A 24,163-nucleotide genomic window follows, 5' to 3' on the forward strand; every position below is an offset into this window, starting at 1 on the left:
AAACCGGCCCTGGTGGCCGGTTTTTTTATAGCTGCGTAACCGCGTGTGGTTAGCCGTGGTTGGGCAGGGTGGTGACGGCGATACCGGGGAAGTCGGTGATGATGCTGTCGACACCAAAGTCGGCTAAGCGGCGCATCAGGGCTGGCTCGTTAACCGTCCACACCGACACATGCAGGCCGGCCTTCTGCGCTTTGAGCAGGCGCTCGGGGGTGCATAGGGTCCAGTTCAGGGCGAGCAAGTGGCAGCTGTAATGCTTGGCCACTTTGATCGGATCAAGCCACGCGTACTCAGCCACCAGGCCCCGCTTGAGGTGCGGGGTGAAGCGCTGCAGGGCGCGCAGCACTTCGCGGGAGCTGGAGGTAACGGTGACTTTATCGACGAGCTGATAACGCTCAGCCAGTTCAGCAATGCCTTTGACCATGCGCTCGGAGCGCACCTTGGAGGCGCTTTTGACTTCCAGCTGCCAATGGTCAAAGTCGCATTGCTGGAATAACTCCTCCAGGCGCGGGATCGGACAGGGGCTGAGGGCGCCGGGGCCGCCTTTGCGGGCGTCGTAGGTGACCAGCTCAGCGGCATCATGCTCGACTACTTTGCCGCGATGGCCGGTAGTGCGCTTAAGGGTTGGATCGTGGATCACCATCAACTCGCCGTCGCGCGACAGGTGCAAATCCAGTTCACAACGGCGCACGCCGTGCTTTAGACACTGCTGAAAGCTGGCTAGGGTGTTCTCGGGTGCCTCGCCCTTCGCTCCGCGATGACCGTAGATAATTGTCACAACTGCTCCTTATTCGGCTTGGCTGCTGGCCGGGGCAACCGAGGTTGCGTCTGGCCAAGCGGGGTTATTTGGCGGTTGGGGGTTGCTGATCGCGGGCCTGGCGGCGTTCCAGTGCTTGGCGCTGAAGAATATGCCGGGCCAAGAGCTGGCGTTGGGTTTCGCTGAGGGCTTCAAACTCGATGCCGATCTCGTATTGCTGCTCAGCCAAGGGCTGGCTATGCACTACTTTGCCGCGCAGGAGCAAACCCAAGGCCTGTGGCATCAAGACCAGCTTGAGCGCCAAGTGTTCACCTTCGGTCAACGCTTGCTGATGGATGAAGCTCATGCCGCCTTCACTTAAGGTGACTTTGCGCGCAGCGCCAATATCACGCAGTAAGTTTTGCGCCACGGCTTGGCCTAATAAATCGACGCGTTTATTGATGATCTTCAGATAATTGGCCAGCGAACGGTCTTTTTCGGCGATATGGCGCAGTAAGTGCTGCGATTCATATTCAAGCAGGTGCAGGTCGCTTAGCAGGTTAAATAGGGGCGAATTATCGTGAAGCTCATCACCGGCTGTGGCTTGGGCGCCGCGCAGAGGGGTGAATTCCAGTGCTATCGTATCCTCGATACGATAGTATTCGCGGCGATCATTTTCATCTTGAATCGACATGGCGAATCCATGGCAACGGTGGTGCTCAAAGTGTAAGGCCGCCGATAAAGCCCCGCCACAAGGATGTTTCTTTATTTCCGCGAATCTGCCCTGACATGTTCAAACCATTGTTCGTATTTATTGGCACGCGTTATACGCGGGCCAAACGCCGCAACCACTTTGTCTCCTTTATTTCCCTCACGTCGATGATTGGGCTAGCACTTGGTGTGCTGGTGATGATCTTGGTGTTGTCGGTGATGAACGGCTTCGACCATGAAATGCGCAGTCGCGTATTGGGCATGGTGCCCCACGCCACGGTGGAGAGCCCGACGCCGATCAGCGACTGGCATGCCCTGGCCGCGAAAGCACAAAGCAACCCGCAGGTGCTGGCGGTAGCGCCCTACAGCCAGATGCAGGGCTTGCTCAGTAATGAGGGCAAGGTGCAAAAGGTGTTGATCAATGCCATTGACCCGGCTGAAGAGGGCAAGGTCTCGATCATCGGTAACTTCTTCCGCCAAGGTGATCTGCAAGCGCTCAAACCCGGTGAGTTCGGCATGGTTCTGGGGGATAGCGCGGCGCAAAAACTCGGCGTGAGCCTGGGCGATAAGATCACCTTTGTCGCCCCCGAGGTGACGGTCACGCCGGCGGGCATGTTCCCACGGATCAAGCGCTTTACCGTGGTCGGCATCTTCCATGTCGGCGCCGGCGAGGTGGATGGTCATCTGGCCCTGGCCCACGTTCAGGATCTGGCGCGCTTGCAGCGCTGGAAGCCGGACCAGGTGCAGGGCATCCGCTTGAAGCTCGCTGACTTGTTCCAAGCCCCGCAAATCGCCTGGCAACTGGCGCAGACCTTAGGCGAGAGCGAAGGCGACTTCTACGCCCGCGACTGGACCCGTACCCACGGCAATCTGTACCAAGCCATCCGCATGGAAAAGGCCATGATTGGCCTGTTGTTGTTGCTGATCGTGGCGGTGGCGGCCTTTAACATCATTTCTACCCTGGTCATGGTGGTCAACGATAAGAAAGGCGATATCGCTATCTTGCGTACCTTAGGCGCCACGCCTGGGCAAATCATGGCGATCTTTATGGTCCAAGGCACGGTCATTGGCGTGTTCGGCACGGTCATTGGTGCGCTGCTGGGGATCTTCGCCGCATTGAATATCAGCAGCGCCATCGCGGGTCTTGAGCGTTTGCTGGGGATCAAATTCCTTAACGCCGACGTCTACTTTATCGATTATCTGCCGTCGCAATTGATGCTCGCGGATGTCGTGCAAGTGTGCGGTGCGGCATTGGTTCTAAGTTTCTTCGCCACCCTTTATCCGGCCTGGCGCGCGGCCCGTACCCAGCCCGCGGAGGCACTGCGTTATGAGTGATCAGGTTATGCAAAATCGTGCCGTATTGAGCTGTCGCAACCTAGGCAAGAGCTACGACGAGGGTCCGCAGTCGGTGGTGGTGTTGGCCGATCTGCAGCTGGAACTGCATCCCGGCGAGCGCGTGGCGATTGTCGGCAGCTCCGGCTCTGGCAAAAGTACTCTGCTCAATATGCTCGGTGGCCTCGATACGCCGAGTACGGGCAGTGTCTGGTTGGCCGGCGAGGAGTTGTCGGCGCTGAATGAAAAACAGCGTGGCCTGCTGCGTAACCGGGCGCTGGGTTTTGTTTATCAGTTCCATCACCTGTTGCCTGAATTCACCGCGTTGGAGAACGTGTGCATGCCGCTGTTGATTGGCCGCACCGCGATCAACGAAGCGCGTCAGCGCGCCACCGAGCTGTTGCAGCGCGTCGGCCTCGGCCATCGCCTCTCGCACAAACCCGCGGAGCTGTCCGGCGGCGAGCGGCAGCGCGTGGCGATTGCCCGGGCGCTGGTTAACCAGCCAGGCTTGGTGCTGCTCGATGAGCCGACCGGCAACCTCGATCATCACACCGCTCAGGGCATTCAGGATTTGATGCAGGAGCTTAGCCAGGCTTCGCAAACCGCGTTCTTGGTGGTGACCCACGACATGAGCTTGGCGCAGCAGATGGATCGCATCCTGCGTTTGGAAGACGGCAAGTTGGTGGCTATCTGATGTTTCGCCCCTTAAGTGTTTATATCGGCCTGCGCTACACCCGGGCCAAGCGCCGTAACCACTTTATTTCGTTTATCTCGATGACCTCGATGATTGGCCTCGCCCTAGGCGTGCTGGCGATGATCGTGGTGCTGTCGGTGATGAACGGCTTTCAACGGGAAATGAGCACGCGCATCCTCGGCATGGTGCCCCACGCCACGATCTCGGCGACGCAGCCGCTGGATAATTGGCAACAAGTGGCAGAGGCCGCGCTGAAGCATCCGCAAGTGCTGGCGGCGGTGCCGTTTGCCGAACTCGAGGGCATGCTCTCGATGCGTGGCGCCATGCAGCCGGTGCAGTTGCAGGGCGTTGACCCGGCGCTGGAACCGCAGGTGTCGATCATCGGCCAGCATATGACCAAGGGCAGTCTGAATGATCTGCGCGCCGGCGAGTTTGGCGTGGTGGTGGGCGAGATCACGGCGCGCCGCTTTGGTTTGCGCCTGGACGATAAGCTGACGCTGATCGTGCCGGAATTAAGCAATGTGCCGGGTGGCATCAGCCCACGCATGCAGCGCTTGAATGTGGTCGGCGTGTTCAAAGTTGGCGCCGAGCTGGACAGTTCGCTGGCGCTGATTAACGTCGCCGATGCGGCGCAGATTCAGCGCATGCAGCCGGGCCAGGTGCAGAGCGTGCGGCTTAAACTGCGCGACCTGTACAAGGCTCCGCAAGTCGCCAGCAGCGTCGCCGCCAGCTTGGGCGAAGGTTATAAGTCCAGTGACTGGACCCTGACCCAGGGCAGCTTGTTTAGCGCGATGAAAATGGAAAAAACCATGATTGGTTTGCTCTTGCTGCTGATCGTGGCGGTGGCCGCGTTCAATATCATCGCCACGCTGATTATGGTGGTGGCCGATAAGGGCGCCGATATCGCCATTTTGCGCACTCTGGGCGCCACGCCCCGGCAGATCATGGGCATCTTTATGGTGCAGGGCACGGTGATTGGTTTGGTCGGCACCTTTATCGGTGCCGTACTGGGGGTGATCGCCGCGCTTAATGTCAGCCAGTTAGTGGGGTGGATTGAACGCATCAGCGGCCAGCAGATCATGAGTTCGGACGTCTACTTCATCAGCAATCTGCCTTCGCAACTGATGTGGACTGACGTGCTGCTGATCTGCAGCGCCGCCTTTAGCCTGAGCTTTTTGGCCACGCTGTATCCCTCTTGGCGTGCCGCGCAGATTCAGCCAGCCGAAGCGCTGCGTTACGAATAATCGGCGTTAAGTGCTATCGGCTCTAGGCAAACCCCACCTTCTGGTGGGGTTTGTCGTTTTGGGCTGAGCTGGCGCTGGCGCCTGCGCGCGAATCAACTAGGCTGCCAGCCGATCACAGGCGCAACTGACTCATGGAGCGAGTCTATGGGCAAAGCGATTGCCGCGCTGTTAGCCGGGCTGCTGGTGCTGCGCTGGTTGCCGGCCTTGCCAGCGCCGTGGCTGCTGGGGGTGTTGGCGGTGCTGGGGTTGGGTTTGCTGCTTGGGCGCGGCTATCCGATCGGCTGCCTGCTGCTGGGTTTTAGTTGGGCCTGTTGGTCGGCGCAGGGCGCGCTGGATGATCGCCTAAGCGCGGCCTTGGATGGCCGGACCCTGTGGCTGGAAGGGCAGATCGTCGGCTTGCCGGCAGTCGACGGTGAGGTGCAGCGCTTTGAGCTGATTAACCCCCAGTCACGCCGCGCGCAACTGCCCAAGCGCTTGCGGCTGAGTTGGTATGCCGGGGCGCCTGTCAGCGCTGGGGAGCACTGGCGCTTGGCTGTGCATCTGAAGCGGCCCCATGGTTTGCTCAACCCGCAGGCGTTCGACTACGAAGCGTGGCTGCTGGCGCAGCGCATTGGCGCCACCGGTACGGTGAAAGCGGGCAGTCGTTTACAGGCCGGCGCTGGTACGGCTGGCTGGCGTGATCAGCTGCGTCAGCGCTTGCTGGCACAGTCGGCATCTGGACGCAGTGGCGGTTTGGCGGCGCTGGTACTGGGCGACAGCTCTGGGTTGACTAAGGCTGACTGGCAAGTGCTGCAGCACACCGGCACGGTGCACCTGATGGTGATCTCCGGCCAGCATGTGGCGCTGCTGGCGGGCTTGCTCTACGGCTTGGTCGCGTTACTGGCGCGTTTAGGCTTTTGGCCCCGGCGCTGGCCCTGGTTGCCTGTGGCCTGCTTGCTCAGCGCCAGTGGTGCCTTGGCCTACGGCTGGCTGGCGGGCTTTCAGGTGCCGGTGCAGCGCGCCTGTGTGATGGTGTTTTTGCTGTTGTTGTGGCGTTTACGTTTGCGCCATCTAGGCGTGTGGCTGCCCTTGGGCCTGAGCATGCTGGTGGTTTTGCTGTGGGAGCCCTTGGCCAGCTTGCAACCGGGCTTCTGGTTGTCCTTTGGTGCGGTGGCGTTGCTGTTATTGATCTTTGCCGGGCGCTTAGGCGCATGGCCGTGGTGGCTGAGTGGATGGCGGGCGCAGTGGGCCATGGCGTTGGGCTTGTTACCGCTGATGTTGGCGCTGGGCTTGCCGGTCAGTGCCAGCGCGCCGCTGGCGAATCTGCTCGCCGTCCCTTTGGTTGGAGTCGTGGTGGTGCCGCTGGCCTTGCTCGGCACCTTGTTGTTGCCCGTGCCTTGGCTGGGCAGCGCCTTGCTGGCAGTGGCGGGGTTCGCGCTGGAGCAATTGTTTAGCGGCCTTGGTTTGATCGCCACCTGGCTGCCAGCTTGGCTACCTAGCAGATTACCGCTGTGGTTATGGCTGCTGACGACCCTTGGCACTTTGCTGATCCTGCTGCCTGCCGCTGTGCCCATGCGCACCTTGGGGGTGCTGCTGATATTACCTTTGCTGTGGTTTAGTCCTAAGCGCCCGGACTATGGCCGGGCCGAAGTATGGCTGTTGGACGTGGGGCAGGGCACGGCAGTCTTCTTGCGTACTCAAAAACATGACCTGCTGTACGACGCAGGTCCGCGTTTTGGCGATTTTGATAGCGGCGCCTGGGTGGTGCTGCCATCGCTACGCGCCTTGGACGTGCGCCAGTTGGACCTGTTGCTGCTCAGCCATGCCGACAGCGACCACGCCGGCGGCGCCGAAGCCATCGCTAAAGGCCTGCCGGTGTTGCAGGTAGTAAGTGGTGAGGCGCGCAAACTGCCGTCCGCGCTTAACGCCCAAGCCTGTGTCAGCGGCCAGCATTGGCAGTGGGATGGCGTGGATTTGCGCCTCTGGCAATGGGCCGGCGCCGGCAATGGTAACCAAGGCTCCTGTGTTTTGCGGGTAGAGGCCAATGGCGAGACTTTGTGGCTAACCGGCGATATCGATCACGCCGCTGAGCAGGCGCTGCTGGCTAGTGATTTGCCGCTGGCGGCGCAGTGGTTGCTAGCGCCGCACCATGGCAGTCGCAGCTCGTCCTCAGCCAAGCTGCTTGAGCACATGCGCCCGCAGTACGGCTTAATCTCGCGGGGCCGGCACAATGTCTACGGCCATCCGCACCCGCATACTCTGGCCCGTTATCAGCAGATCGGTGCGCGGCTGTACGACAGTGCTGAACAGGGCGCCGTGCGAATTGAATTGGGCGCCTTTAAGCAGGCGCAGGTTTTGCGGGATGAACCACGTTTTTGGCGGCAAAAATGAGTGCGGCGGCGGTCGGCGGGATGATCGCCCTATGCTAGAGTGCTGCCACTTTTGCTAAGGGGATCTGCCACCGTGTGGGAACTGGTCAAGTCAGGCGGCTGGATTATGCTGCCGATCATTCTGTGTTCTATCGCCGCCTTGGGCATCATCGCGGAACGTCTGTGGACGCTGCGGCCAAGCCGGGTCACGCCACCTAACCTGCTTGGCCAGGTGTGGAAGTGGATCAAAGAGAAAAAGCTCAATACCCAGAAGCTCAAAGAGCTACGCGCCAACTCGCCGCTGGGCGAGGTGTTGGCGGCGGGCCTGGCCAACTCCAAACATGGTCGCGAGATTATGAAGGAGTGCATCGAAGAAGCCGCCGCGCGAGTGATTCATGATCTTGAGCGCTACCTCAACGCACTCGGCACCATCGCGGGCATCGCGCCGCTGTTGGGGTTGCTCGGCACCGTGCTGGGCATGATCGATATTTTCAGCTCCTTTATGGGCTCGGGCATGGGCAACGCCGCGTCACTGGCTGGCGGTATTGCCAAGGCGCTGATCACCACTGCCGCTGGTTTGATCGTGGCGATCCCAGCTCTGTTCTTCCACCGTTACCTGCAACGTCGGGTCGATGAGCTAGTGGTCGGCATGGAGCAACAGGCGATTCGCTTAGTGGAAGTGGTGCAGGGTGACCGTGACGTCGATCTGGGCGAGGACAAAGCGTGAAATTCCGCCGCAAGCCGCGGGAGAACGTGGAGATCAACCTGGCCTCGTTGATCGACGTGGTGTTTATCCTGCTGTTGTTCTTCGTCGTGACCACCACCTTTACCCGCGAAACCCAGTTGCGCGTCGACTTGCCCGAGGCGGCCAGCGGCACGCCGCCGGAGCAGACCGAGCTTAAGCAATTGGAGATTCTGATTGCCGCCGACGGCAGCTACGCGCTCAATGGCCAGGCCTTGCTGAAAAGCGATCTGGAGACCTTGATGGCAGCCCTAAGCAAAGAGTCCGATGGCGATAACAGCCTGCCGCTGATCATCAGCGCCGACGGCCAGACCCCGCATCAAGCCGTGGTCACCGCCATGGATGCCGCCGGTAAGCTGGGTTTTGCCCACTTGCGCATGACCACGGTTGAGGCGCAGGCCAAGCCTTAATCTGCCTATGAGTCTGTCCGATCGCATTACCCAGGCGTGGTATCAGGGGCATCCGCTGCTGTTGCTGCTGCGCCCGTTGGAATGGCTGTACCGCGCCGTGGTACGGCGCAAGCGCGCACGTTTTGTCGCAGGCCAATGGCCGATCTATCGCGCGCCGGTGCCGGTGATTATGGTGGGTAATATCACCGTCGGCGGCACCGGTAAAACCCCGCTGATTCTCTGGCTGATAGAACACTGCCGTGGCCAAGGCTTGCGTGTGGGTGTGGTCAGCCGTGGCTATGGCGCGCAGCCGCCAAGTTTGCCCTGGCGCGTGACGCCTGAACAAAGTGCCGCCGAGGCAGGTGATGAGCCACTGCTGATCGTGCAGCGCAGTGGTGTGCCGCTGATGATTGATCCTGATCGTGCTCGCGCCGTAGCCGCGCTACTGGCAGCTGAACCGCTGGACCTGATCTTGAGTGATGACGGCCTGCAGCATTACCGCTTGGCCCGTGACTTAGAACTGGTGCTGATCGATGCGGCGCGTGGCCTCGGTAATCGCCGCTGTCTGCCGGCCGGTCCCTTGCGTGAACCGCTGGAGCGTCTGCAGAGTGTCGATGCCTTGCTCTACAACGGTGCGCCCAGTGATCCGCTCGATGGCTTTGCCTTCAGCCTCGAGCCGCGCGCGCTGATCAACCTGCAAAGTGGTGCTGAGCAGCCTTTGCATTACTTCCCTGCGGGGCAAGCCGTGCATGCGGTGGCCGGCATCGGTAACCCCCAGCGTTTCTTCACAACCCTCGAGCGGCTACACTGGCAACCCATAGCCCATGCCTTTGCCGACCATGCGCCTTACAGCCCTGAGCTGCTGCAATTTAGCCCAGCGCTGCCGGTGCTGATGACGGAGAAGGATGCTGTCAAATGCCGCAGTTTTGCTGCTGCTGATTGGTGGTATCTGGCGGTGGATGCGCAGCCTTCGGCGGCATTCGTCAGCTGGTTTGATCAGCAACTGCTACGTCTTATGCCGCGTGCCTGACTGCCCCTCGCTTGGCCTGGTTCGTCCCGCGCGGTTGTTCATTCTTAAGGAATTCCCATGGACCCGAAACTACTCGATATCCTCGCTTGCCCTCTGTGCAAAGGCCCGGTGCATTTAAGCGCCGATAAATCCGAGCTGCTGTGTAAAGCCGACGCCTTGGCCTTCCCCGTGCGCGACGGGATTCCGGTGATGCTGGAAAACGAAGCCCGCAGCCTCAATGTTGACGAGCGTCTGGATAAGTAAGCCATGAGCACAGCCTTTACTGTGGTGATTCCGGCGCGCTACGCCTCCAGCCGTCTGCCGGGCAAGCCGCTGCAAGACATTGCCGGCAAACCGATGATCCAGCACGTATGGCAGCAAGCCTGTCAAAGCAGCGCGCAGCAGGTGGTCGTGGCCACTGATGATCAGCGCATCGTTGAGGCCTGCCAGAGCTTTGGCGCGCAAGTGGTGCTGACCCGCGTCGAGCACAACTCCGGCACCGATCGCCTGGCGGAAGTGGCCGCGGCTCTGGGCCTGGCGCCCGATGCCATTGTGGTCAACGTGCAAGGTGATGAGCCGCTGATTCCGCCGGCCATCATCGATCAGGTGGCGGCCAACTTGGCGGCTAATCCGCAGGCGGCGATTGCCACCTTGGCCGAGCCAATCAGCGAGGTACAGGCGCTGTTTAATCCCAATGTGGTCAAGGTGGTCAGCGACCACCAAGGCCTGGCCTTGACCTTTAGTCGCGCGCCGCTGCCATGGGCCCGCGATGCCTTGGCGCAAAGCCGTGAGCAACTGCCGGCCAACGTGCCGTACCGCCGCCATATCGGCATCTACGCTTACCGCGCGCAGTTCCTCCATGACTTCGTTAACTGGGGCCCGTGCTGGTTGGAAGACACCGAGTGTCTGGAGCAACTGCGAGCCCTGTGGCACGGCGTGCGCATCCATGTGGCGGATGCCCTGGAAGCGCCACCGGCGGGGGTGGACACCGCTGAAGACCTGGCGCGGGTGCGCCAACTGTTGGGGGCCTGATGCGCATTTTGTTTGTCTGCCTGGGCAACATCTGTCGCTCGCCCACGGCTGAGGGTGTCCTGCGTGCCAAGCTGGAACAAGCGGGCTTGGCTGCGCGGGTGCAGGTGGATTCCGCCGGCACCAGTGACTGGCATGTCGGCAAACCCGCTGACAGCCGCACCCGGCAGGCGGCCCAGCGCCGTGGTTATGACTTCTCCAGCTTGCGTTCACGGCAGGTGCAGGTGACGGACTTTACCGAGTTCGATCTGATCCTGGCGATGGACCAGCACAACTTGGCGGATCTGCAGCAACTGCAACCGGCGCACGGTAAAGCCGAGCTGGATCTGTTTTTGCGTCGCTATCAGCTGGCCGTGGACGAGGTGCCTGATCCGTACTACGGCGGCGAATATGGTTTTGAGCAGGTGCTGGATTTAATCGAGCAGGCCAGTGAGCGCTTGTTAAGCGAAATCAAGGAACGGTTATGAGCTTGCAGGTGCAACCCCACGTCTCGCTAAAGCCATACAACAGCTTTGGCTTTGCGGTGCGTGCGCGGGCCTTTGCCCAGGCACAGGATGATGGCCAAGTGCGCGCGGCCTTAGCCTATGCGCAAGCGCAGCAGCTACCGTTAATGGTGATCGGCGGCGGTAGCAATTTGCTGCTCACCCGTGATGTCGAGGCGCTGGTACTGCGCATGAACAGTCGCGGTATTCGTCTGCTCAGTGACGATGGCCATCAGGTTGTGGTCGAGGCAGAGGCGGGGGAAAGCTGGCATCCATTTGTGCAGTGGACTCTGGAGCAGGGCTTGGCCGGCCTGGAAAACCTCAGCCTGATCCCCGGCACCGTGGGCGCGGCGCCGATGCAAAATATCGGCGCCTATGGGGTGGAGATCAAAGACGTATTTGCCGGGCTGACCGCTCTGGATCGGCACAGCGGTGAGCTGCGTGAATTTGCCCTAGAAGAATGTGCCTTCGCCTACCGCGGCAGCCTGTTTAAGCAGCACCCCGAGCGCTGGATCATCCTGCGGGTGCGCTTTCATTTGCAGCGTGGCGCCGTGCTCAAACTGAACTACGGTCCGGTGCAGCAGCGCCTGCAAGAGCAGGGCATCAGCACGCCGACGGCGCTGGATGTCAGCCGCGTGATTTGCGCCATCCGCCAGGAAAAACTGCCCGATCCAGCGGTGCTGGGCAACGCTGGCAGCTTCTTCAAAAACCCGGTGGTCAGCGCTGAGCTGGCCGGGCAAATCAAGCAGCAACACCCCGACCTGGTGGCTTATGCGCAAACCGATGGTCAGGTCAAATTGGCTGCCGGGTGGCTGATTGAAAGAGCCGGCTGGAAAGGCTTTCGTGATGGCGATGTGGGCGTGCACCGCTTGCAGGCCTTGGTGTTGGTGAATTACGCCAACGGCACCGGGCAACAGCTGTTGGCCTTGGCGCAGCGGATTCAAAATGACATCGCTGCGCGCTTCGCTGTTCACCTAGAAATTGAGCCGAATCTGTATTGAACTCAGCGCTAGTGTCTAAGCTCAACATGCTCGCTTAAGTGTGCAGACGCGCACAGGTTTTTTACCTCGGTGGCAGAGCTATTTTACCTAGATAGGGCCCATCAGGCATTGCCTAACAAGAGGCCCATTAGCCTGAGTCAATCTGCACAACCTTACTGCGTTTCTAGCAGATTGCTCGTCCCGATAATTTATAGTGAACGGGCATGCCCATGATTACCTTGAAGCTCAATGGTCAGGATCACCAATTAGATGTAACAGAGGATGTGCCGCTGCTGTGGGCTATCCGTGATGTCGTGGGTTATACGGGAACAAAATTCGGCTGCGGTATGGGCCTTTGCGGTGCCTGCACGATTCATATTGATGGCGCGCCAGCGCGCAGCTGTATCACCCCTATTGGTACGGTGGTTGGGCAGAACATCAGCACCATCGACAACCTGCACAACGACCGGGTCGGCCAGCTGGTACAGAAAGCCTGGCTGGAAACCGCCGTAGCCCAGTGTGGCTACTGCCAGGGTGGGCAAATCATGTCGGCCACGGCGCTGCTGAAAAACAATCCCAAACCTACTGATGAGCAGATTGAAGAGGCCATGATTGGCAACATCTGCCGCTGCGGTACTTACAACCGTATCAAAACTGCGATCCGCCAAGCGGCTTCGCAACTGCAGGAGGGTCAAGCATGAACGGCCTACCTGAGAATTTCATCCTCAATAACCTAAGCCGGCGCGGCTTCCTCAAGGGCGCCAGTGCCACTGGTGCGTTAGTTTTGGCCGCCAGCTGGGGTTTGCCCAACGCTTTTGCCGAGGAGACCAAATACGGTGGCGAGGGCATGCCCCATGGCTTGGTCGATGACCCCAAGGTGTACCTGAGCATTGCTAGCGATGGCAGCGTGACGGTGATCTGCAACCGCTCGGAAATGGGGCAGGGCATCCGTACCAGCTTGTCCATGGTGGTGGCCGATGAGCTGGAAGCCGAGTGGGCGCAGGTTAAGGTGCAGCAGGCACCGGGTGATGAAGTACGCTTCGGCAACCAGAACACCGACGGCTCGCGCAGCATGCGTCACTGGTATGAGCCAATGCGCCGCTGTGGCGCTGCCGCGCGCAGCATGCTTGAACAAGCCGCTGCCGCGCAGTGGCAGGTGCCGCAGGATGAGTGCCGGGCGCAGCAGCATAAAGTCGTGCACCAACCCAGTGGCCGTGCCCTGGGCTTTGGTGAGTTGGCGCAAGCGGCCAGTGCCTTGCCAGTACCGCCGCGTGAGCGTCTGCGCTTAAAGCCCGCGGAGGATTTTCGCTACATTGGCAAAGAGTCCAACCGCGCTATTGATGGCGACAACATTGTCCACGGCAAAGCCATTTACGGCGCCGATGTGCGCCTCGACGGCATGGTCTACGCCACCATCGCCCGGCCTCGGGTGTATGGCGGTACCGTGGTTAAATATGACGCCACTGAAGCCCTCAAAGTACCCGGCGTTATCAAGGTAATTGCCATCGACAGCAGTCCGCTGCCGTCGGAGTTCCAGCCTTTGGGCGGCATCGCGGTGATCGGCAAGCACACCTGGGCAGCCATGAAAGGCCGGGATGCGCTGCGTATTGATTGGGTCAATGGACCGAACGCCAGTTACGACTCGGTTAATTACCGCAAAACGCTGCAAGATGCGGCGCACAAGCCCGGTAAGGAAATCCGTAATACCGGCAACACCGAACAGGCCTTGCGCACCGCCGCCAGCACCTTAGAGGCCACCTACTACCTGCCACACCTGGCGCAGGCGCCCATGGAGCCAATGGTTGCTCTGGCGCTGTTCAAAGACGGTCGCTGTGAGGTGTGGGCACCGGTGCAAGCCCCGCAAGTGGGACGGGAACGTATCGCTACGCGGCTGGGTTTAAGCGTTGATCAGGTGACCGTGCATGTGACCCTGCTCGGCGGTGGTTTTGGCCGCAAATCCAAGCCGGACTACATGGTCGAAGCGGCGATCCTGGCTAAGGAGCTGGAAGGGCAGCCGGTGCGGGTACAGTGGACGCGCGAAGATGATATCCATCACTCGTACTTTCACACCGTGTCCGCCGAGTACCTCAAGGCGGGCTTGGATAAAGGCGGGCTGCCGCAGGCTTGGTTGCATCGCACCGTCGCGCCCACAATCACCTCGCTGTTTGGGCCGAACATGACCTACGAGGGTGGCTTTGAGTTGGGCATGGGCTTTAGCAACACCGCGTTTGCCATCCCCAACATCCGCCAAGAGAACCCTGCGGCGCAGGCCCATGCCCGTATCGGCTGGTATCGGGCGGTGTCGAATATTCCCCATGCCTTTGCCATCCAGAGTTTTGTCGATGAGCTGGCGCATAAGGCCGGGCAAGACCCGTTGAAGTATCAGCTGGAGCTGCTTGGGGCGGATCGCAAGATCAATCCGACGACCTTGGGCGACACTTGGAACTACGGTGAATCGCCGGTGCTGTACCCGGTGGATACCGCCCGGATCAAAGGCGTATTGCAAGCGGCTGCCAAGGGTGCCGGTTGGGGCCGTAAGTTGGCCAAGGGCCGTGGTTTGGGCATCGCCGTGCACTACAGCTTCGTCACCTACGTGGCGGCAGTGCTTGAAGTGGAAGTGAAGGACGATGGCAGTCTGATCGTGCATAAGGCTGATATTGCCGTGGATTGCGGTGCGCGGATTAACCCGGAGCGGATTCGCTCGCAGCTTGAAGGCGCCTGTGTCATGGGCATCGGCAATGCGGTATTGGGTGAAATCACCTTTAAGGACGGCAAGGCGCAGCAGGACAACTTCCATATGTATGAAGTGGCCCGCATCAACCTGGCGCCGAAAGAGGTCGCCGTGCACTTCGTCACTCCTGAAGGCGAAGTGCCTATGGGGGGGATCGGTGAGCCCGGGATACCGCCGATTGCGCCTGCGTTGTGCAATGCCATCTTTGCCGCCACGGGCAAGCGTATCCGCGAACTGCCGGTGCGCTTCCAGTTACAGGATTGGCAAAAGGCCGCGAGCTGATGGACAGCGTTGATCTCAACGTCCTGCGCAGCGTCTTGCAATGGCGCCGCGCAGGCCAGCGCGTACTGCTGTACAGCGTGGTGCAAACCTGGGGCAGCGCACCGCGCCCCCCAGGGGCCATGCTGGCGCTGCGTGAAGATGGCGTGGTGATCGGTTCGGTCTCCGGTGGCTGCATTGAGGATGATCTGATTGCCCGGCTCTATGACGGTCGTACCCCGGCCGACGGTGCGCCGGTGCAATGGATCACTTATGGGGTGACCAAGGAGGAGGCTGCGCGCTTTGGTTTACCTTGCGGCGGCACCTTGCGCTTGATTGAGGAGCGCGTGACTGAGGTGGATTGGCTTGAGCAATTGCTCGCGCGTTGTGACAGCCATGAAATCGTCGCCCGTGAGCTGGATTTGCATACGGGCCAGGTGCGCATCACCGCGGCCAGCAAGACCGAGCATCTGCAGTTCGACGAGCAGCGTCTGCGCGCCATTTATGGGCCGCGTTGGCGTTTACTCTTGATCGGTGCCGGGCAGCTGTCGCGCTATGTGGCACAGATGGCGCGCATGCTCGACTTCGACGTGCTGGTCTGTGACCCGCGCCAGGAGTTTGTGCATGACTGGGATGATGCCCATGGTCGGTTTGTCGCAGGTATGCCGGATGACGCTGTGCTGAGCATCCAGACCGACCCGCGTACCGCCATTGTGGCGCTAACCCATGACCCGCGCTTGGACGATATGGCGCTGCTCACCGCCCTCGACTCTCCGGCGTTTTACGTCGGAGCCTTGGGCTCGCGCAGCAACAGTCGTAAGCGCCGCGATAACCTGGCTCAGTTGGGTTTGAGTCAGGCTGCTATCGAACGCTTGCATGGTCCGATCGGCCTCTATATCGGCAGTCACACTCCGGCGGAAATTGCCTTGTCGGTGATGGCCGAGATCGTCGCGGTGAAAAACCAAGTGGAGGCCGTGCAAAAAAACACTGAGCGTCTGTTGGAGCCAGTTGCGGTATGAGTGCCGAGCCTTGTGTGCTGATTCTGGCCGCAGGGCAGGGCCGGCGTTTTCGCCAGGCCAGCGCCACGGCGCAGGATAAGTTGTTGGCGCCTTGCCGTGGTTTGGATGGGGTGACGCGTGGGGTCTTGCAGCAGGTGTTGTGCAATCTGCCCGCGCATCTCACACGGCGCTTGCTGGTGACCACGCCGCAGCGGACAGAGGTTGTCCAATTGGCCCAGCAACACGGTTGCCAGGTGCTGCTGCTGGCTTCAACGGGGCTGGGACAAAGCCTCGCTGCGGCCGTCGAGGCGAGTCGTGAAGCAGGCGCTTGGTTGGTGGTGTTGGCGGATATGCCATTTATTGCGCCGGCCACCTATCAGCAAGTGCTGGACGGCTTGGCTCATGCCTCCGTGAGTCGCGCGCAGTGGCAGGGGCGGGCTGGTCATCCGGTGGCGTTTGCCAGCCGACATGGCCAGGCGTTGATGGCGCTAAGCGGTGATGTGGGAGCGAAGGGGTTGCTGCGCAACGAGCAGGTGCATGATGTTGCCGTGGCTGACCCCGGCGTGTTGTGGGATGTGGATGAACCGGCGGCCTTGGATTTCCAGCCAGGGCTGCTGGCGCCGCTTAAGTAGTACAGCGGCAAGGCGGCATAAAAAAGCCCCGCTTGGCTAAACCAAGCGGGGCTTTTTATTCAGCGTCAGCCTTAGACCGAGGGTTTGTTCTCGTCTGATTCGGCTGGGCTTTCGTCTGCTGCTACCTGCTCAGGCTCAACCAGCGCTGGCGCTTCTGCAACTGGCGCAGGAGCGGCTTCGGCTTGTGCCGCAGCAGCCTTAGCGGCGGCTTCGGCCTCCAGGCGACGGCGACGTACTTCACGCGGGTCGTTCGGCGCGCGGCCATTGCTGCTCAGGGCTACAGCGGGCTCGCTCGCTGCGGCAGGAGCCTCGGCAGGCTCTGGTTCAGCCACCACAGGTGCCGCTTCGATCACGGCCACTGTGGCTTCTGCTTCTGCTGCTTCCTGCACTGGGCTGGCTTGCGGCGCTGGAGCGGCTTCGCTGAACGATGCTTCTTCACGAGCAGGTTGTGCCGCTTCGACCACTTCAGCTTCCACCGCAGCTACGGCTACAGGTTCTGCTGGAGCAGGCACTTCAACGGCAGCGGGTGCTTCAGCGACAACTGGGCTAACTTCCTGCACAGCGGTCTCGACCACGGCTTCAGCAGGGGCAGCGACTACTGGTTCCACGACTGCCGGGCTGATTTCAGCTGAGGCTGTGCTTGCGTCAACGCTGACATCAGTCACGCTCTCAGCGCTGGCGCTGACAGGTGCTGCGCTGACTTCGCTAGCCGCAGAGTTGTCTTCTGGGCTGCTTAGGGCTTGCTCGGCAAGCACGGCGACTGCCGCAGCGGCCACCGCCGGTGCAGCTTCGCCAGTGCCTTCTTCGCTGCCTTCAATCGGATTGCCGTTGGCATCGTTCTGACGCTCGCGACGATTGCTGCGACGACGCTGACCGCGGGAGCGACGACGTGGACGCTCGCCGCCTTCTTGGCTGTCCTGCTCGTCGTCATTGCCCGCTTCTTCGCTGTTCAGCAGTTCTTCTTCAGCACTGGCGCCGGCTTGTTCAGGGCGTGGCTGACGCTCTTCACGGGGCTGGCGTGGCTGACGCGGCTCGCGTTGTGGGCGGGCTTCCTGGGCTTCGTCCTGGTTGTCAGTGCTGACCGCATCCAATGGCTCACGCAGTTCACGCGGCTGACGTTCTTCACGCGGCTTGCGCTCACGCGGCGGACGCGACTGACGCAGCTCTTGCGGCTCGCGAACTTCTACTGCGTCGCGGGTGCTGCGATCTTCGCGCGGAGCGCGTTCTTCTCGCGGTGCCCGCTCTTCACGTGGCGCGCGGCTCTGGCGCTCTTCCCGGGGGGCGCGATCTTCGCGTGGCGCACGTTCTTCACGCGGTGCCCGCTCTTCGCGAGGGGCGCGTTCTTCACGGGGCTTACGCTCATCGTTGCGCGAACCACGGTTGCGGTTCTGCTGACGGCCATTGCGGCGCTCTTCGCGCTGCGGACGGTCGCTGGATTTTTTCTCGATGACCGCAGGCTTTTCTTCTTCCTTGCCGGCAAACAGGCTCACCAGAGACTTCACCAGGCCTTTAAACAGGCTTGGCTCCGCGCTAGGTGCTGGCTGGGCTTGGGCAGCAGGAGCGGCTTCGCTTGGGGTCGGCGCGCTGCGCTGCGGTGCGGTTTTAATCGCGGCCTCTTGGCGCACCAGGGTGCGGGTGGCGGCAGTCGGTTTTTCTTCTTCGTGCTCAACCGCAGCCATTTCATAGCTGGATTGGGTCGCTTGCGCTTCAGGGCTGTCATCACGAATGCGCTGGACTTCGAAGTGCGGAGTTTCCAGGTGGTCGTTAGGGATGATGACGATACGCGCACGGGTGCGCAGTTCGATCTTGGTGATCGAGTTGCGTTTTTCGTTGAGCAGGAATGCGGCGACTGGGATCGGCACTTGGGCGCGGACTTCAGCGGTGCGGTCTTTCAGCGCTTCTTCTTCGATCAGGCGCAGAATGGCCAGCGACAGCGACTCGACGTCACGGATGATGCCTTGGCCGTTGCAGCGTGGGCAAACGATGCCGCTGCTTTCACCCAGGGAAGGGCGCAGACGCTGACGGGACATTTCCAGCAGGCCGAAGCGCGAGATGCGCCCGACTTGCACGCGCGCCCGGTCGGCTTCCAGGCACTCACGCACGCGGTCTTCCACGGCGCGTTGGTTCTTCGCCGGGGTCATGTCGATAAAGTCGATCACGATCAGGCCGCCGATGTCGCGCAGGCGCAGTTGGCGGGCGATTTCTTCGGCCGCTTCGAGGTTGGTCTGCAGGGCAGTCTCTTCGATGTCGCTGCCTTTGGTGGCGCGCGCCGAGTTGATGTCGATGGAGACCAGCGCTTCGGTCGGGTCGATCACAATCGAGCCACCGGAAGGCAGTTTCACTTCACGCTGGAAGGCGGTTTCGATCTGGCTTTCGATCTGGAAACGGTTGAACAGCGGCACGCTGTCTTCGTACAGCTTGATCTTGCTGGCGTACTGCGGCATCACCTGATTGATAAAGCTCAGGGCTTCTTGCTGCGCTTCGATGCTGTCGATCAGCACTTCACCGATGTCTTGACGCAGGTAGTCGCGGATCGCACGGATGATCACGTTGCTTTCCTGATAGATCAGGAACGGCGCAGCGCGGTCTTGCGAGGCTTCTTTAATGGCGGTCCACAGTTGCAGCAGGTAATCGAGGTCCCACTGCATTTCTTGGCTGCTACGGCCCAGGCCGGCGGTGCGTACGATCAAACCCATGTCGCTAGGGGCGACCAGGCCGTTGAGGGCTTCACGCAGCTCGTTACGCTCTTCGCCTTCGATGCGCCGGGAGATACCGCCAGCGCGTGGGTTATTGGGCATCAGCACCAAATAACGGCCAGCCAGGCTAATAAAGGTGGTCAGGGCAGCGCCTTTGTTGCCGCGCTCTTCTTTCTCGACCTGAACGATAACTTCCTGGCCTTCACGCAGCACGTCTTTGATATTGACGCGGCCTTCTGGAGCCTTGCTGAAGTATTCGCGGGAGATTTCTTTAAGAGGTAGGAAGCCGTGGCGTTCGGAGCCGAAATCAACGAAAGCGGCTTCAAGGCTAGGCTCAACGCGGGTGATGCGACCTTTGTAGATGTTCGACTTTTTTTGCTCACGGGCGCCGGACTCGATATCCAGGTCATAGAGTTTTTGCCCATCTACCAGGGCGACACGCAACTCTTCGGGCTGAGTCGCGTTAATCAGCATTCTTTTCATGTAGTACCGTCGGTTTCCGGTGCTAGCGGAAGCGGCGTTCGGCACACACGACTTCAGGGTCGGTGCTAGGTGCGTCAGGAACGGTCGTAAAGCGTTCCAGTGTCTAGCGGCAGCAGCCATAGGTGCTGGGCCGCGACGGACGTCTCCTGCTTGCTGTGATCACAGTAAGCACACAATTCAGGAGGAGGAATCAGCCTGTTGGTAGCGGACGAGATAAGGCGTCTTACTAAAGCGAGTTGCTACGCAGTCCAACAGTTGTACATCTCCACCCTACACGTATCGCTGAAATTCGGGTGCCGCTCGCAAAATCCGCAGCGGGTTATCTATTACCGCAGCTGTCCGCAGGGATCGGCTGCGCATCTTGGCTAAAGGCTTTATTTCCGAATTATTCACAGCCGTGCAGGCCTTTTTATTTGAATAACCCGTCGGACGGCCTCGCGTCCTAAATGGGTTGCGTTGGTTTGCGATGGCAGTTTTAGCGATCATCGTCAGACCAGGCCGCTTTTGGCGGCGTCCCCGACTATAGCAGCAATGATTAAGTGCTTCAATTCCATAAAAAATTGTTATGATTGAGCGATGACTACTTCTTCTTCTCCAACCACTGGCGTTCAGTTGCTAGAGGTTGCGCCGGAACTTGCCGGCCAGCGCATTGATAACTTTCTCCGCACCCAACTTAAAGGCGTGCCCAAGACTTTGATTTATCGCATTTTGCGTAAAGGCGAAGTGCGCGTTAATAAAGGTCGGATCAAACCTGAATATAAGCTGCAAGCTGGCGATATTGTCCGTGTACCGCCGCTGCGCCTGGCTGACCGGGACGAGCCGGAGCCGTTAGCTCAGGGCTTGTTACAGCGCCTGGAAGCGTCGATTGTCTATGAAGACAAAGCGCTGATCGTGATTAACAAGCCTTCTGGCATTGCCGTGCATGGTGGCAGTGGCCTTAATTACGGGGTGATCGAAGCTTTTCGCCAATTGCGTCCAGAGGCCAAAGACCTCGAGCTGGTGCATCGTCTCGATCGTGATACCTCGGGCCTGCTGATGATCGCCAAGAAGCGCAGCATGCTGCGTCATTTGCATGAAGCCCTGCGCGGTGATGGCGTGGATAAACGCTATATGGCGTTGGTGCGCGGACATTGGCCAACGGCCAAGAAGCAAGTCAGCGCTCCGCTATTGAAGAGCAATCTGCGTTCTGGCGAGCGCATGGTGGAGGTCAATCCTGAGGGTAAAGAGGCACTGACCGTGTTTCGTGTGCTGCGCCGCTTTGGTGAGTTCGCCACGCTGGTGGAGGCCAAACCTGTCACCGGGCGCACCCATCAGATCCGTGTACACAGCCAGTTTGCTGGGCACTGCATTGCCGGTGACAGCAAATACGGCGACGACGACTTCACTAAAGAAATTCGCGATTTGGGCGGCAAGCGTCTGTTTCTGCACGCCTATGAGTTGCATGTACCGCTGCCTGAGGGCGGTGTGTTGAAGCTTGAAGCGCCAGTCGATGAAATTTGGGCGCGCACCGTGGAGCGTTTGAGTGCGTGATTATCATCTGCTGATTTTTGATTGGGACGGCACGCTGTGTGATTCGATTGATCGCATCGTGCTGGCCATGCACCGCGCCGCACAGCAGTGTGAACTGCCACCGTGCACGGATGAGCAAGTACGCAACATTATTGGTTTGGCGTTGCCTGAGGCAGTGCGGGTGCTTTGGCCGCAGCTCGATGAGCATCAGGTCGAGGTGACGCGCAGCGCTTATGGCGAGCATTACGTGCAGTTGGATCAGCAGCCGTCGCCGCTGTATGACGGTGTGGTCGAAACCCTGCACGGCTTCAAACAGCAGGGTTATCGCTTGGCGGTGGCCACCGGTAAGCGCCGTCGTGGTTTGCAGCGGGCATTGGCCGGTTGTGACTGGTTAGAGTTCTTCGATCAGACGCGCTGCGCTGACGAAACGGCCAGTAAGCCCGATCCGCTGATGTTGCACGAGATTCTGGCGGCCCTTAAGGTCGCACCGGAGCAGGCCTTGATGGTTGGCGATGCCTCGTTCGACCTGCTGATGGCGCAGCGTGCGGGGATGGATAGCGTGGCGGTGAGCTATGGCGCGCAGTCGGTAGCGGATTTACAGGCGTGCTCGCCTAAGTTGGTGATCGATCATATTGCGCAGTTGGCCGATTGGCTGGCGCAGGTTCAGCGAAAGTTTAACTAAGGGGTTTGGCATGGCGGATGAATGGGATGCATCGGCAGCAGAGAAGCCTGCACGGGGTGGCGCAACTGAAGACAGCAAGAGCTGGAAGTTGCTGGAGAAAACCCTCCTGGCTGGTGTGCAGGAGCAGCGTCGCGCTCGGCGCTGGGGGATTTTCTTTAAGCTGTTGACCTTTGCCTATTTGATCACGGCGCTGATTCTGTTTGTCCCCGGTCTGGGGCTGAAAAAGGCGGCGGCCACCAGTGGTGCTCATACCGCGCTGATTGATGTGAACGGCATGATTGCCGATAAGGAGTCGGCCAGCGCCGACAATATCATCAGCAGTCTGCGTGATGCTTTCGAGGATGCCGGCACCAAAGGCGTGATCCTGCGCATCAACAGCCCAGGCGGCAGCCCGGTGCAATCCGGCTATATATATGACGAGATTCGTCGTCTGCGCGCTGAATACCCGCAAACCAAACTGTATGCCGTAATCAGCGATCTGGGTGCCTCGGGTGCTTATTACATCGCCAGTGCCGCGGATCAGATCTATGCCGATAAGGCCAGTTTGGTCGGCTCCATCGGTGTGACTGCGACCACCTTTGGTTTTGTCGGCACCATGGAGAAGTTCGGTGTTGATCGCCGCGTCTATACCTCGGGTGAGCACAAGGCCTTCCTTGATCCGTTCCAGCCGCAAAAGCAGGAAGAGACTGAATTTTGGCAGGGTGTGCTGGATACCACGCACAAGCAATTCATCGCCAGCGTCAAGCAGGGGCGTGGCGATCGCCTAAAAGATGCCGAGCATCCTGAGCTGTTCTCGGGGTTGGTGTGGTCCGGCGAGCAAGCGCTGAAGCTGGGCTTGATCGATGGTCTGGGTAATGCCAGCTATGTGGCGCGGGAAATCATTGGTGAGAAAGAGATGGTCGACTTCACTCTGCAAGAGTCGCCCTTTGATCGTTTCGCCAAAACCATTGGTGCGAGCATGGCTGAGCACGCTGCCATGTGGATGGGCTTCCAGGGGCCGGCGCTGCGCTAAGCTTCGCCCGCTGTTGTTGCAAACCCGGGTCTTGGCCCGGGTTTGTCGTTTATGGGACAGCGATCTCGCTGTGCTGCAGCATGTCGACCAGGCGAATCAGCGGTAGGCCGATCAGGCTGGTGCTGTCGCTGCCTTCGGTGCTGCGAAACAAGCTGATGCCTAAACCTTCGGCTTTAAAACTGCCGGCGCAGTCAAAGGGTTGTTCGGCATTGAGGTAGCGCATGATCTGCGCTTCGCTTAAAGAGCGAAAATGTACGGTAAAAGGAATGCAGTCGGTTTGCAGTTCACCGCTGGCGCTATTAAATAGGCTTAAGCCGGTGAGGAAGGTCACGCTTTTGCCGCTGGCGGCCAGTAATTGCTCGCAGGCGCGTTCCAAGGTGTGGGGCTTGCCGAGGATCTGTTCGCCGAGCACGGCAACCTGATCGGAGCCAATGATCAGGTGGGCGGGGTGGCTGTCGCGCAGGGCCTGGGCTTTTTCGATCGACAGGCGGCGCACTAGGTCTGGTGCGCTTTCGTTGGGGCGGCGGCTTTCGTCAATCTGTGGGGAGCTCCAGATAAACGGTACGCGCAGGCGGGTCAGGAGTTCGCGCCGATACGGTGAGCTGGAGGCCAGTACCAGAGGCAGCATGGCGGTATTCCTTAGGCTAAGTGAATGAAGATTGGTGATTTTATCCTCGAGCAAGGGTGCTGCCCATAAGGAATACCCTTTGACAGCAGCAGGTTGCATCCCTAGAATGCGCCGCCTATGTCAAATAGCCCGATTCCACCTCACGTTGATCCGCGTAAATTAGCTGATCGCAGCACCACCTTAGATGGTGAGCTGCAACTCGCTACTTTAGAGCGTCTCTGCAGCTCACTCGCCGATGACCACGGCGTAGTCCGCACGAAGTTCTCTTTCGAGCGTGATGAGCGCAATGCTGTGGTTTTCCATAGCGAGCTTGAGGTTGATGTAAAAATGGTTTGCCAGCGTTGTCTGGAGCTGGTCACCTTGCCGATCCACAGTAGCTGTGATTACGCTGTGGTGAAGGAGGGTGGTAATACCCAGTCAGTGCCGCAGGGCTATGACGTGATTGAGTTGGGTGAAGACCCATTGGATCTGCTGGCGTTGGTTGAAGATGAGTTGCTGCTCGCTTTGCCCATCGTCCCGGCTCATGACCCTAAAGATTGCCAGCAGCCGGCCGGCCTTGATGAGCCCGAGCCGAGCGAGGACGAGGTGACGCGGTCCAACCCGTTCAGTGTATTGGCGCAGTTAAAGCGTGACCCAAACGTTTAGGAGTTAATTAGTATGGCTGTTCAGCAGAACAAAAAATCCCGTTCCGCCCGCGACATGCGTCGTTCCCACGATGCTCTTGAAGCCAGCACTCTGTCGGTTGAGAAGAGCACCGGTGAAGTTCATCTGCGTCACCACGTATCGCCAGAAGGCGTTTACCGTGGTCGCAAAGTGATCGACAAGGGCGCTGACGAGTAAT

The 24,163-nt window shown here is 59.9% G+C and carries 24 protein-coding genes; 20 read left to right on the plus strand and 4 right to left on the minus strand.

Going from position 1 to position 24,163, the window contains the following annotated elements; genetic code table 11:
• Positions 1 to 49: 49 nt before the first annotated feature.
• Both NTD81_RS05605 and NTD81_RS05610 read right to left on the minus strand, forming a co-directional pair.
• Positions 50 to 775, minus strand: coding sequence for a glycerophosphodiester phosphodiesterase (locus tag NTD81_RS05605; RefSeq protein WP_262180357.1), 726 nt, complete (start codon positions 773 to 775; stop codon positions 50 to 52).
• Between the two features lie 64 nt (positions 776 to 839).
• Positions 840 to 1,427 carry a PilZ domain-containing protein gene (locus NTD81_RS05610; RefSeq protein ID WP_262180359.1) on the minus strand — a complete coding sequence of 196 codons (588 nt, stop codon included), beginning with the start codon at positions 1,425 to 1,427 and terminating at the stop codon, positions 840 to 842.
• Between the two features lie 95 nt (positions 1,428 to 1,522).
• Here NTD81_RS05610 and NTD81_RS05615 point away from each other — a divergent pair, with 95 nt between their 5' ends.
• The 15 genes from NTD81_RS05615 (at position 1,523) to NTD81_RS05685 (ending at position 16,312) form a co-directional block, all read left to right on the plus strand.
• On the plus strand, positions 1,523 to 2,779 hold the full coding sequence (locus NTD81_RS05615; protein WP_262180361.1) for a lipoprotein-releasing ABC transporter permease subunit: 1,257 nt from the start codon (positions 1,523 to 1,525) through the stop codon (positions 2,777 to 2,779).
• A gap of 7 nt (positions 2,780 to 2,786) precedes the next feature.
• Positions 2,787 to 3,470 carry a lipoprotein-releasing ABC transporter ATP-binding protein LolD gene (gene lolD, locus NTD81_RS05620; RefSeq protein WP_262182045.1) on the plus strand — a complete coding sequence of 228 codons (684 nt, stop codon included), beginning with the start codon at positions 2,787 to 2,789 and terminating at the stop codon, positions 3,468 to 3,470.
• Positions 3,470 to 4,714 (plus strand): lipoprotein-releasing ABC transporter permease subunit, encoded by a 1,245-nt coding sequence (locus NTD81_RS05625; protein ID WP_262180363.1) that lies wholly within the window; start codon positions 3,470 to 3,472, stop codon positions 4,712 to 4,714. The genes lolD and NTD81_RS05625 overlap by 1 nt, the downstream gene beginning before the upstream one ends.
• A gap of 144 nt (positions 4,715 to 4,858) precedes the next feature.
• Positions 4,859 to 7,084, plus strand: coding sequence for a DNA internalization-related competence protein ComEC/Rec2 (locus tag NTD81_RS05630; RefSeq protein WP_262180365.1), 2,226 nt, complete (start codon positions 4,859 to 4,861; stop codon positions 7,082 to 7,084).
• 72 nt (positions 7,085 to 7,156) lie between these two features.
• On the plus strand, positions 7,157 to 7,789 hold the full coding sequence (locus NTD81_RS05635; RefSeq protein WP_262180367.1) for a MotA/TolQ/ExbB proton channel family protein: 633 nt from the start codon (positions 7,157 to 7,159) through the stop codon (positions 7,787 to 7,789).
• Positions 7,786 to 8,214, plus strand: a complete 429-nt coding sequence (locus tag NTD81_RS05640) for an ExbD/TolR family protein (protein WP_262180370.1) — start codon at positions 7,786 to 7,788, stop codon at positions 8,212 to 8,214. Before NTD81_RS05635 ends, NTD81_RS05640 begins: the two co-directional genes overlap by 4 nt.
• A gap of 7 nt (positions 8,215 to 8,221) precedes the next feature.
• Positions 8,222 to 9,223, plus strand: coding sequence for a tetraacyldisaccharide 4'-kinase (lpxK, locus tag NTD81_RS05645; protein ID WP_262180372.1), 1,002 nt, complete (start codon positions 8,222 to 8,224; stop codon positions 9,221 to 9,223).
• Between the two features lie 57 nt (positions 9,224 to 9,280).
• The gene (locus NTD81_RS05650) at positions 9,281 to 9,466 is read left to right on the plus strand and encodes a Trm112 family protein (RefSeq protein ID WP_262180374.1); all 186 of its coding nucleotides are present in this window, start codon (positions 9,281 to 9,283) and stop codon (positions 9,464 to 9,466) included.
• Between the two features lie 3 nt (positions 9,467 to 9,469).
• On the plus strand, positions 9,470 to 10,234 hold the full coding sequence (gene kdsB, locus NTD81_RS05655) for a 3-deoxy-manno-octulosonate cytidylyltransferase (protein ID WP_262180376.1): 765 nt from the start codon (positions 9,470 to 9,472) through the stop codon (positions 10,232 to 10,234).
• Positions 10,234 to 10,698 carry a low molecular weight protein-tyrosine-phosphatase gene (locus NTD81_RS05660; RefSeq protein ID WP_262180378.1) on the plus strand — a complete coding sequence of 155 codons (465 nt, stop codon included), beginning with the start codon at positions 10,234 to 10,236 and terminating at the stop codon, positions 10,696 to 10,698. The genes kdsB and NTD81_RS05660 overlap by 1 nt, the downstream gene beginning before the upstream one ends.
• On the plus strand, positions 10,695 to 11,714 hold the full coding sequence (murB, locus tag NTD81_RS05665) for a UDP-N-acetylmuramate dehydrogenase (RefSeq protein ID WP_262180380.1): 1,020 nt from the start codon (positions 10,695 to 10,697) through the stop codon (positions 11,712 to 11,714). The genes NTD81_RS05660 and murB overlap by 4 nt, the downstream gene beginning before the upstream one ends.
• A 209-nt stretch (positions 11,715 to 11,923) precedes the next feature.
• Positions 11,924 to 12,394, plus strand: a complete 471-nt coding sequence (locus tag NTD81_RS05670; protein ID WP_262182046.1) for a (2Fe-2S)-binding protein — start codon at positions 11,924 to 11,926, stop codon at positions 12,392 to 12,394.
• Positions 12,391 to 14,706 carry a xanthine dehydrogenase family protein molybdopterin-binding subunit gene (locus NTD81_RS05675; RefSeq protein ID WP_262180382.1) on the plus strand — a complete coding sequence of 772 codons (2,316 nt, stop codon included), beginning with the start codon at positions 12,391 to 12,393 and terminating at the stop codon, positions 14,704 to 14,706. The genes NTD81_RS05670 and NTD81_RS05675 overlap by 4 nt, the downstream gene beginning before the upstream one ends.
• On the plus strand, positions 14,706 to 15,701 hold the full coding sequence (locus NTD81_RS05680) for an XdhC family protein (RefSeq protein WP_262180384.1): 996 nt from the start codon (positions 14,706 to 14,708) through the stop codon (positions 15,699 to 15,701). The genes NTD81_RS05675 and NTD81_RS05680 overlap by 1 nt, the downstream gene beginning before the upstream one ends.
• Entirely contained in the window at positions 15,698 to 16,312 is a 615-nt protein-coding gene (locus tag NTD81_RS05685; protein ID WP_262180386.1) for an NTP transferase domain-containing protein, read from the plus strand. The genes NTD81_RS05680 and NTD81_RS05685 overlap by 4 nt, the downstream gene beginning before the upstream one ends.
• A gap of 71 nt (positions 16,313 to 16,383) precedes the next feature.
• Here the strand turns inward: NTD81_RS05685 and rne are convergent, their stop codons facing one another.
• Positions 16,384 to 19,482, minus strand: coding sequence for a ribonuclease E (rne, locus tag NTD81_RS05690; protein ID WP_262180388.1), 3,099 nt, complete (start codon positions 19,480 to 19,482; stop codon positions 16,384 to 16,386).
• Positions 19,483 to 20,067: 585 nt separating this feature from the next.
• On the opposite strand from rne, the gene rluC reads away from it, so the two are divergent.
• From rluC to NTD81_RS05705, 3 genes are read left to right on the plus strand one after another with little or no spacing between them, the layout of a single operon-like run.
• Entirely contained in the window at positions 20,068 to 21,021 is a 954-nt protein-coding gene (gene rluC, locus NTD81_RS05695) for a 23S rRNA pseudouridine(955/2504/2580) synthase RluC (protein WP_262180391.1), read from the plus strand.
• Positions 21,014 to 21,682: an HAD-IA family hydrolase gene (locus tag NTD81_RS05700; protein ID WP_262180393.1), complete on the plus strand. Its 669-nt coding sequence runs from the start codon at positions 21,014 to 21,016 to the stop codon at positions 21,680 to 21,682. The genes rluC and NTD81_RS05700 overlap by 8 nt, the downstream gene beginning before the upstream one ends.
• A 10-nt stretch (positions 21,683 to 21,692) precedes the next feature.
• The gene (locus NTD81_RS05705) at positions 21,693 to 22,694 is read left to right on the plus strand and encodes a S49 family peptidase (RefSeq protein ID WP_262180396.1); all 1,002 of its coding nucleotides are present in this window, start codon (positions 21,693 to 21,695) and stop codon (positions 22,692 to 22,694) included.
• Between the two features lie 49 nt (positions 22,695 to 22,743).
• Here NTD81_RS05705 and NTD81_RS05710 read toward each other — a convergent pair whose 3' ends face one another.
• Positions 22,744 to 23,322 (minus strand): Maf family protein, encoded by a 579-nt coding sequence (locus tag NTD81_RS05710; RefSeq protein ID WP_262180397.1) that lies wholly within the window; start codon positions 23,320 to 23,322, stop codon positions 22,744 to 22,746.
• A gap of 117 nt (positions 23,323 to 23,439) precedes the next feature.
• Between NTD81_RS05710 and NTD81_RS05715 the strand changes: the two genes are divergently transcribed.
• The gene (locus NTD81_RS05715) at positions 23,440 to 23,967 is read left to right on the plus strand and encodes a YceD family protein (protein WP_262180399.1); all 528 of its coding nucleotides are present in this window, start codon (positions 23,440 to 23,442) and stop codon (positions 23,965 to 23,967) included.
• Positions 23,968 to 23,979: 12 nt separating this feature from the next.
• The gene (gene rpmF / locus NTD81_RS05720; protein ID WP_003245185.1) at positions 23,980 to 24,162 is read left to right on the plus strand and encodes a 50S ribosomal protein L32; all 183 of its coding nucleotides are present in this window, start codon (positions 23,980 to 23,982) and stop codon (positions 24,160 to 24,162) included.
• The last annotated feature ends 1 nt before the right edge of the window (position 24,163 follow it).

The organism is Pseudomonas sp. 5P_3.1_Bac2, from assembly GCF_025465995.1.
Taxonomy (GTDB): Bacteria; Pseudomonadota; Gammaproteobacteria; order Pseudomonadales; family Pseudomonadaceae; genus Aquipseudomonas.

Bases quoted from the DNA above. Each gene is read 5' to 3' on its own strand.
- NTD81_RS05610 (WP_262180359.1), bottom strand. From the start codon at position 1,427: ATGTCGATTCAAGATGAAAATGATCGCCGCGAATACTATCGTATCGAG.
- NTD81_RS05615 (WP_262180361.1), top strand. From the start codon at position 1,523: ATGTTCAAACCATTGTTCGTATTTATTGGCACGCGTTATACGCGGGCC.
- lolD (WP_262182045.1), top strand. From the start codon at position 2,787: ATGCAAAATCGTGCCGTATTGAGCTGTCGCAACCTAGGCAAGAGCTAC.
- NTD81_RS05625 (WP_262180363.1), top strand. From the start codon at position 3,470: ATGTTTCGCCCCTTAAGTGTTTATATCGGCCTGCGCTACACCCGGGCC.
- NTD81_RS05630 (WP_262180365.1), top strand. From the start codon at position 4,859: ATGGGCAAAGCGATTGCCGCGCTGTTAGCCGGGCTGCTGGTGCTGCGC.
- lpxK (WP_262180372.1), top strand. From the start codon at position 8,222: ATGAGTCTGTCCGATCGCATTACCCAGGCGTGGTATCAGGGGCATCCG.
- NTD81_RS05650 (WP_262180374.1), top strand. From the start codon at position 9,281: ATGGACCCGAAACTACTCGATATCCTCGCTTGCCCTCTGTGCAAAGGC.
- kdsB (WP_262180376.1), top strand. From the start codon at position 9,470: ATGAGCACAGCCTTTACTGTGGTGATTCCGGCGCGCTACGCCTCCAGC.
- NTD81_RS05660 (WP_262180378.1), top strand. From the start codon at position 10,234: ATGCGCATTTTGTTTGTCTGCCTGGGCAACATCTGTCGCTCGCCCACG.
- murB (WP_262180380.1), top strand. From the start codon at position 10,695: ATGAGCTTGCAGGTGCAACCCCACGTCTCGCTAAAGCCATACAACAGC.
- NTD81_RS05670 (WP_262182046.1), top strand. From the start codon at position 11,924: ATGATTACCTTGAAGCTCAATGGTCAGGATCACCAATTAGATGTAACA.
- NTD81_RS05675 (WP_262180382.1), top strand. From the start codon at position 12,391: ATGAACGGCCTACCTGAGAATTTCATCCTCAATAACCTAAGCCGGCGC.
- NTD81_RS05680 (WP_262180384.1), top strand. From the start codon at position 14,706: ATGGACAGCGTTGATCTCAACGTCCTGCGCAGCGTCTTGCAATGGCGC.
- NTD81_RS05685 (WP_262180386.1), top strand. From the start codon at position 15,698: ATGAGTGCCGAGCCTTGTGTGCTGATTCTGGCCGCAGGGCAGGGCCGG.
- rne (WP_262180388.1), bottom strand. From the start codon at position 19,482: ATGCTGATTAACGCGACTCAGCCCGAAGAGTTGCGTGTCGCCCTGGTA.
- rluC (WP_262180391.1), top strand. From the start codon at position 20,068: ATGACTACTTCTTCTTCTCCAACCACTGGCGTTCAGTTGCTAGAGGTT.
- NTD81_RS05705 (WP_262180396.1), top strand. From the start codon at position 21,693: ATGGCGGATGAATGGGATGCATCGGCAGCAGAGAAGCCTGCACGGGGT.
- NTD81_RS05710 (WP_262180397.1), bottom strand. From the start codon at position 23,322: ATGCTGCCTCTGGTACTGGCCTCCAGCTCACCGTATCGGCGCGAACTC.
- NTD81_RS05715 (WP_262180399.1), top strand. From the start codon at position 23,440: ATGTCAAATAGCCCGATTCCACCTCACGTTGATCCGCGTAAATTAGCT.
- rpmF (WP_003245185.1), top strand. From the start codon at position 23,980: ATGGCTGTTCAGCAGAACAAAAAATCCCGTTCCGCCCGCGACATGCGT.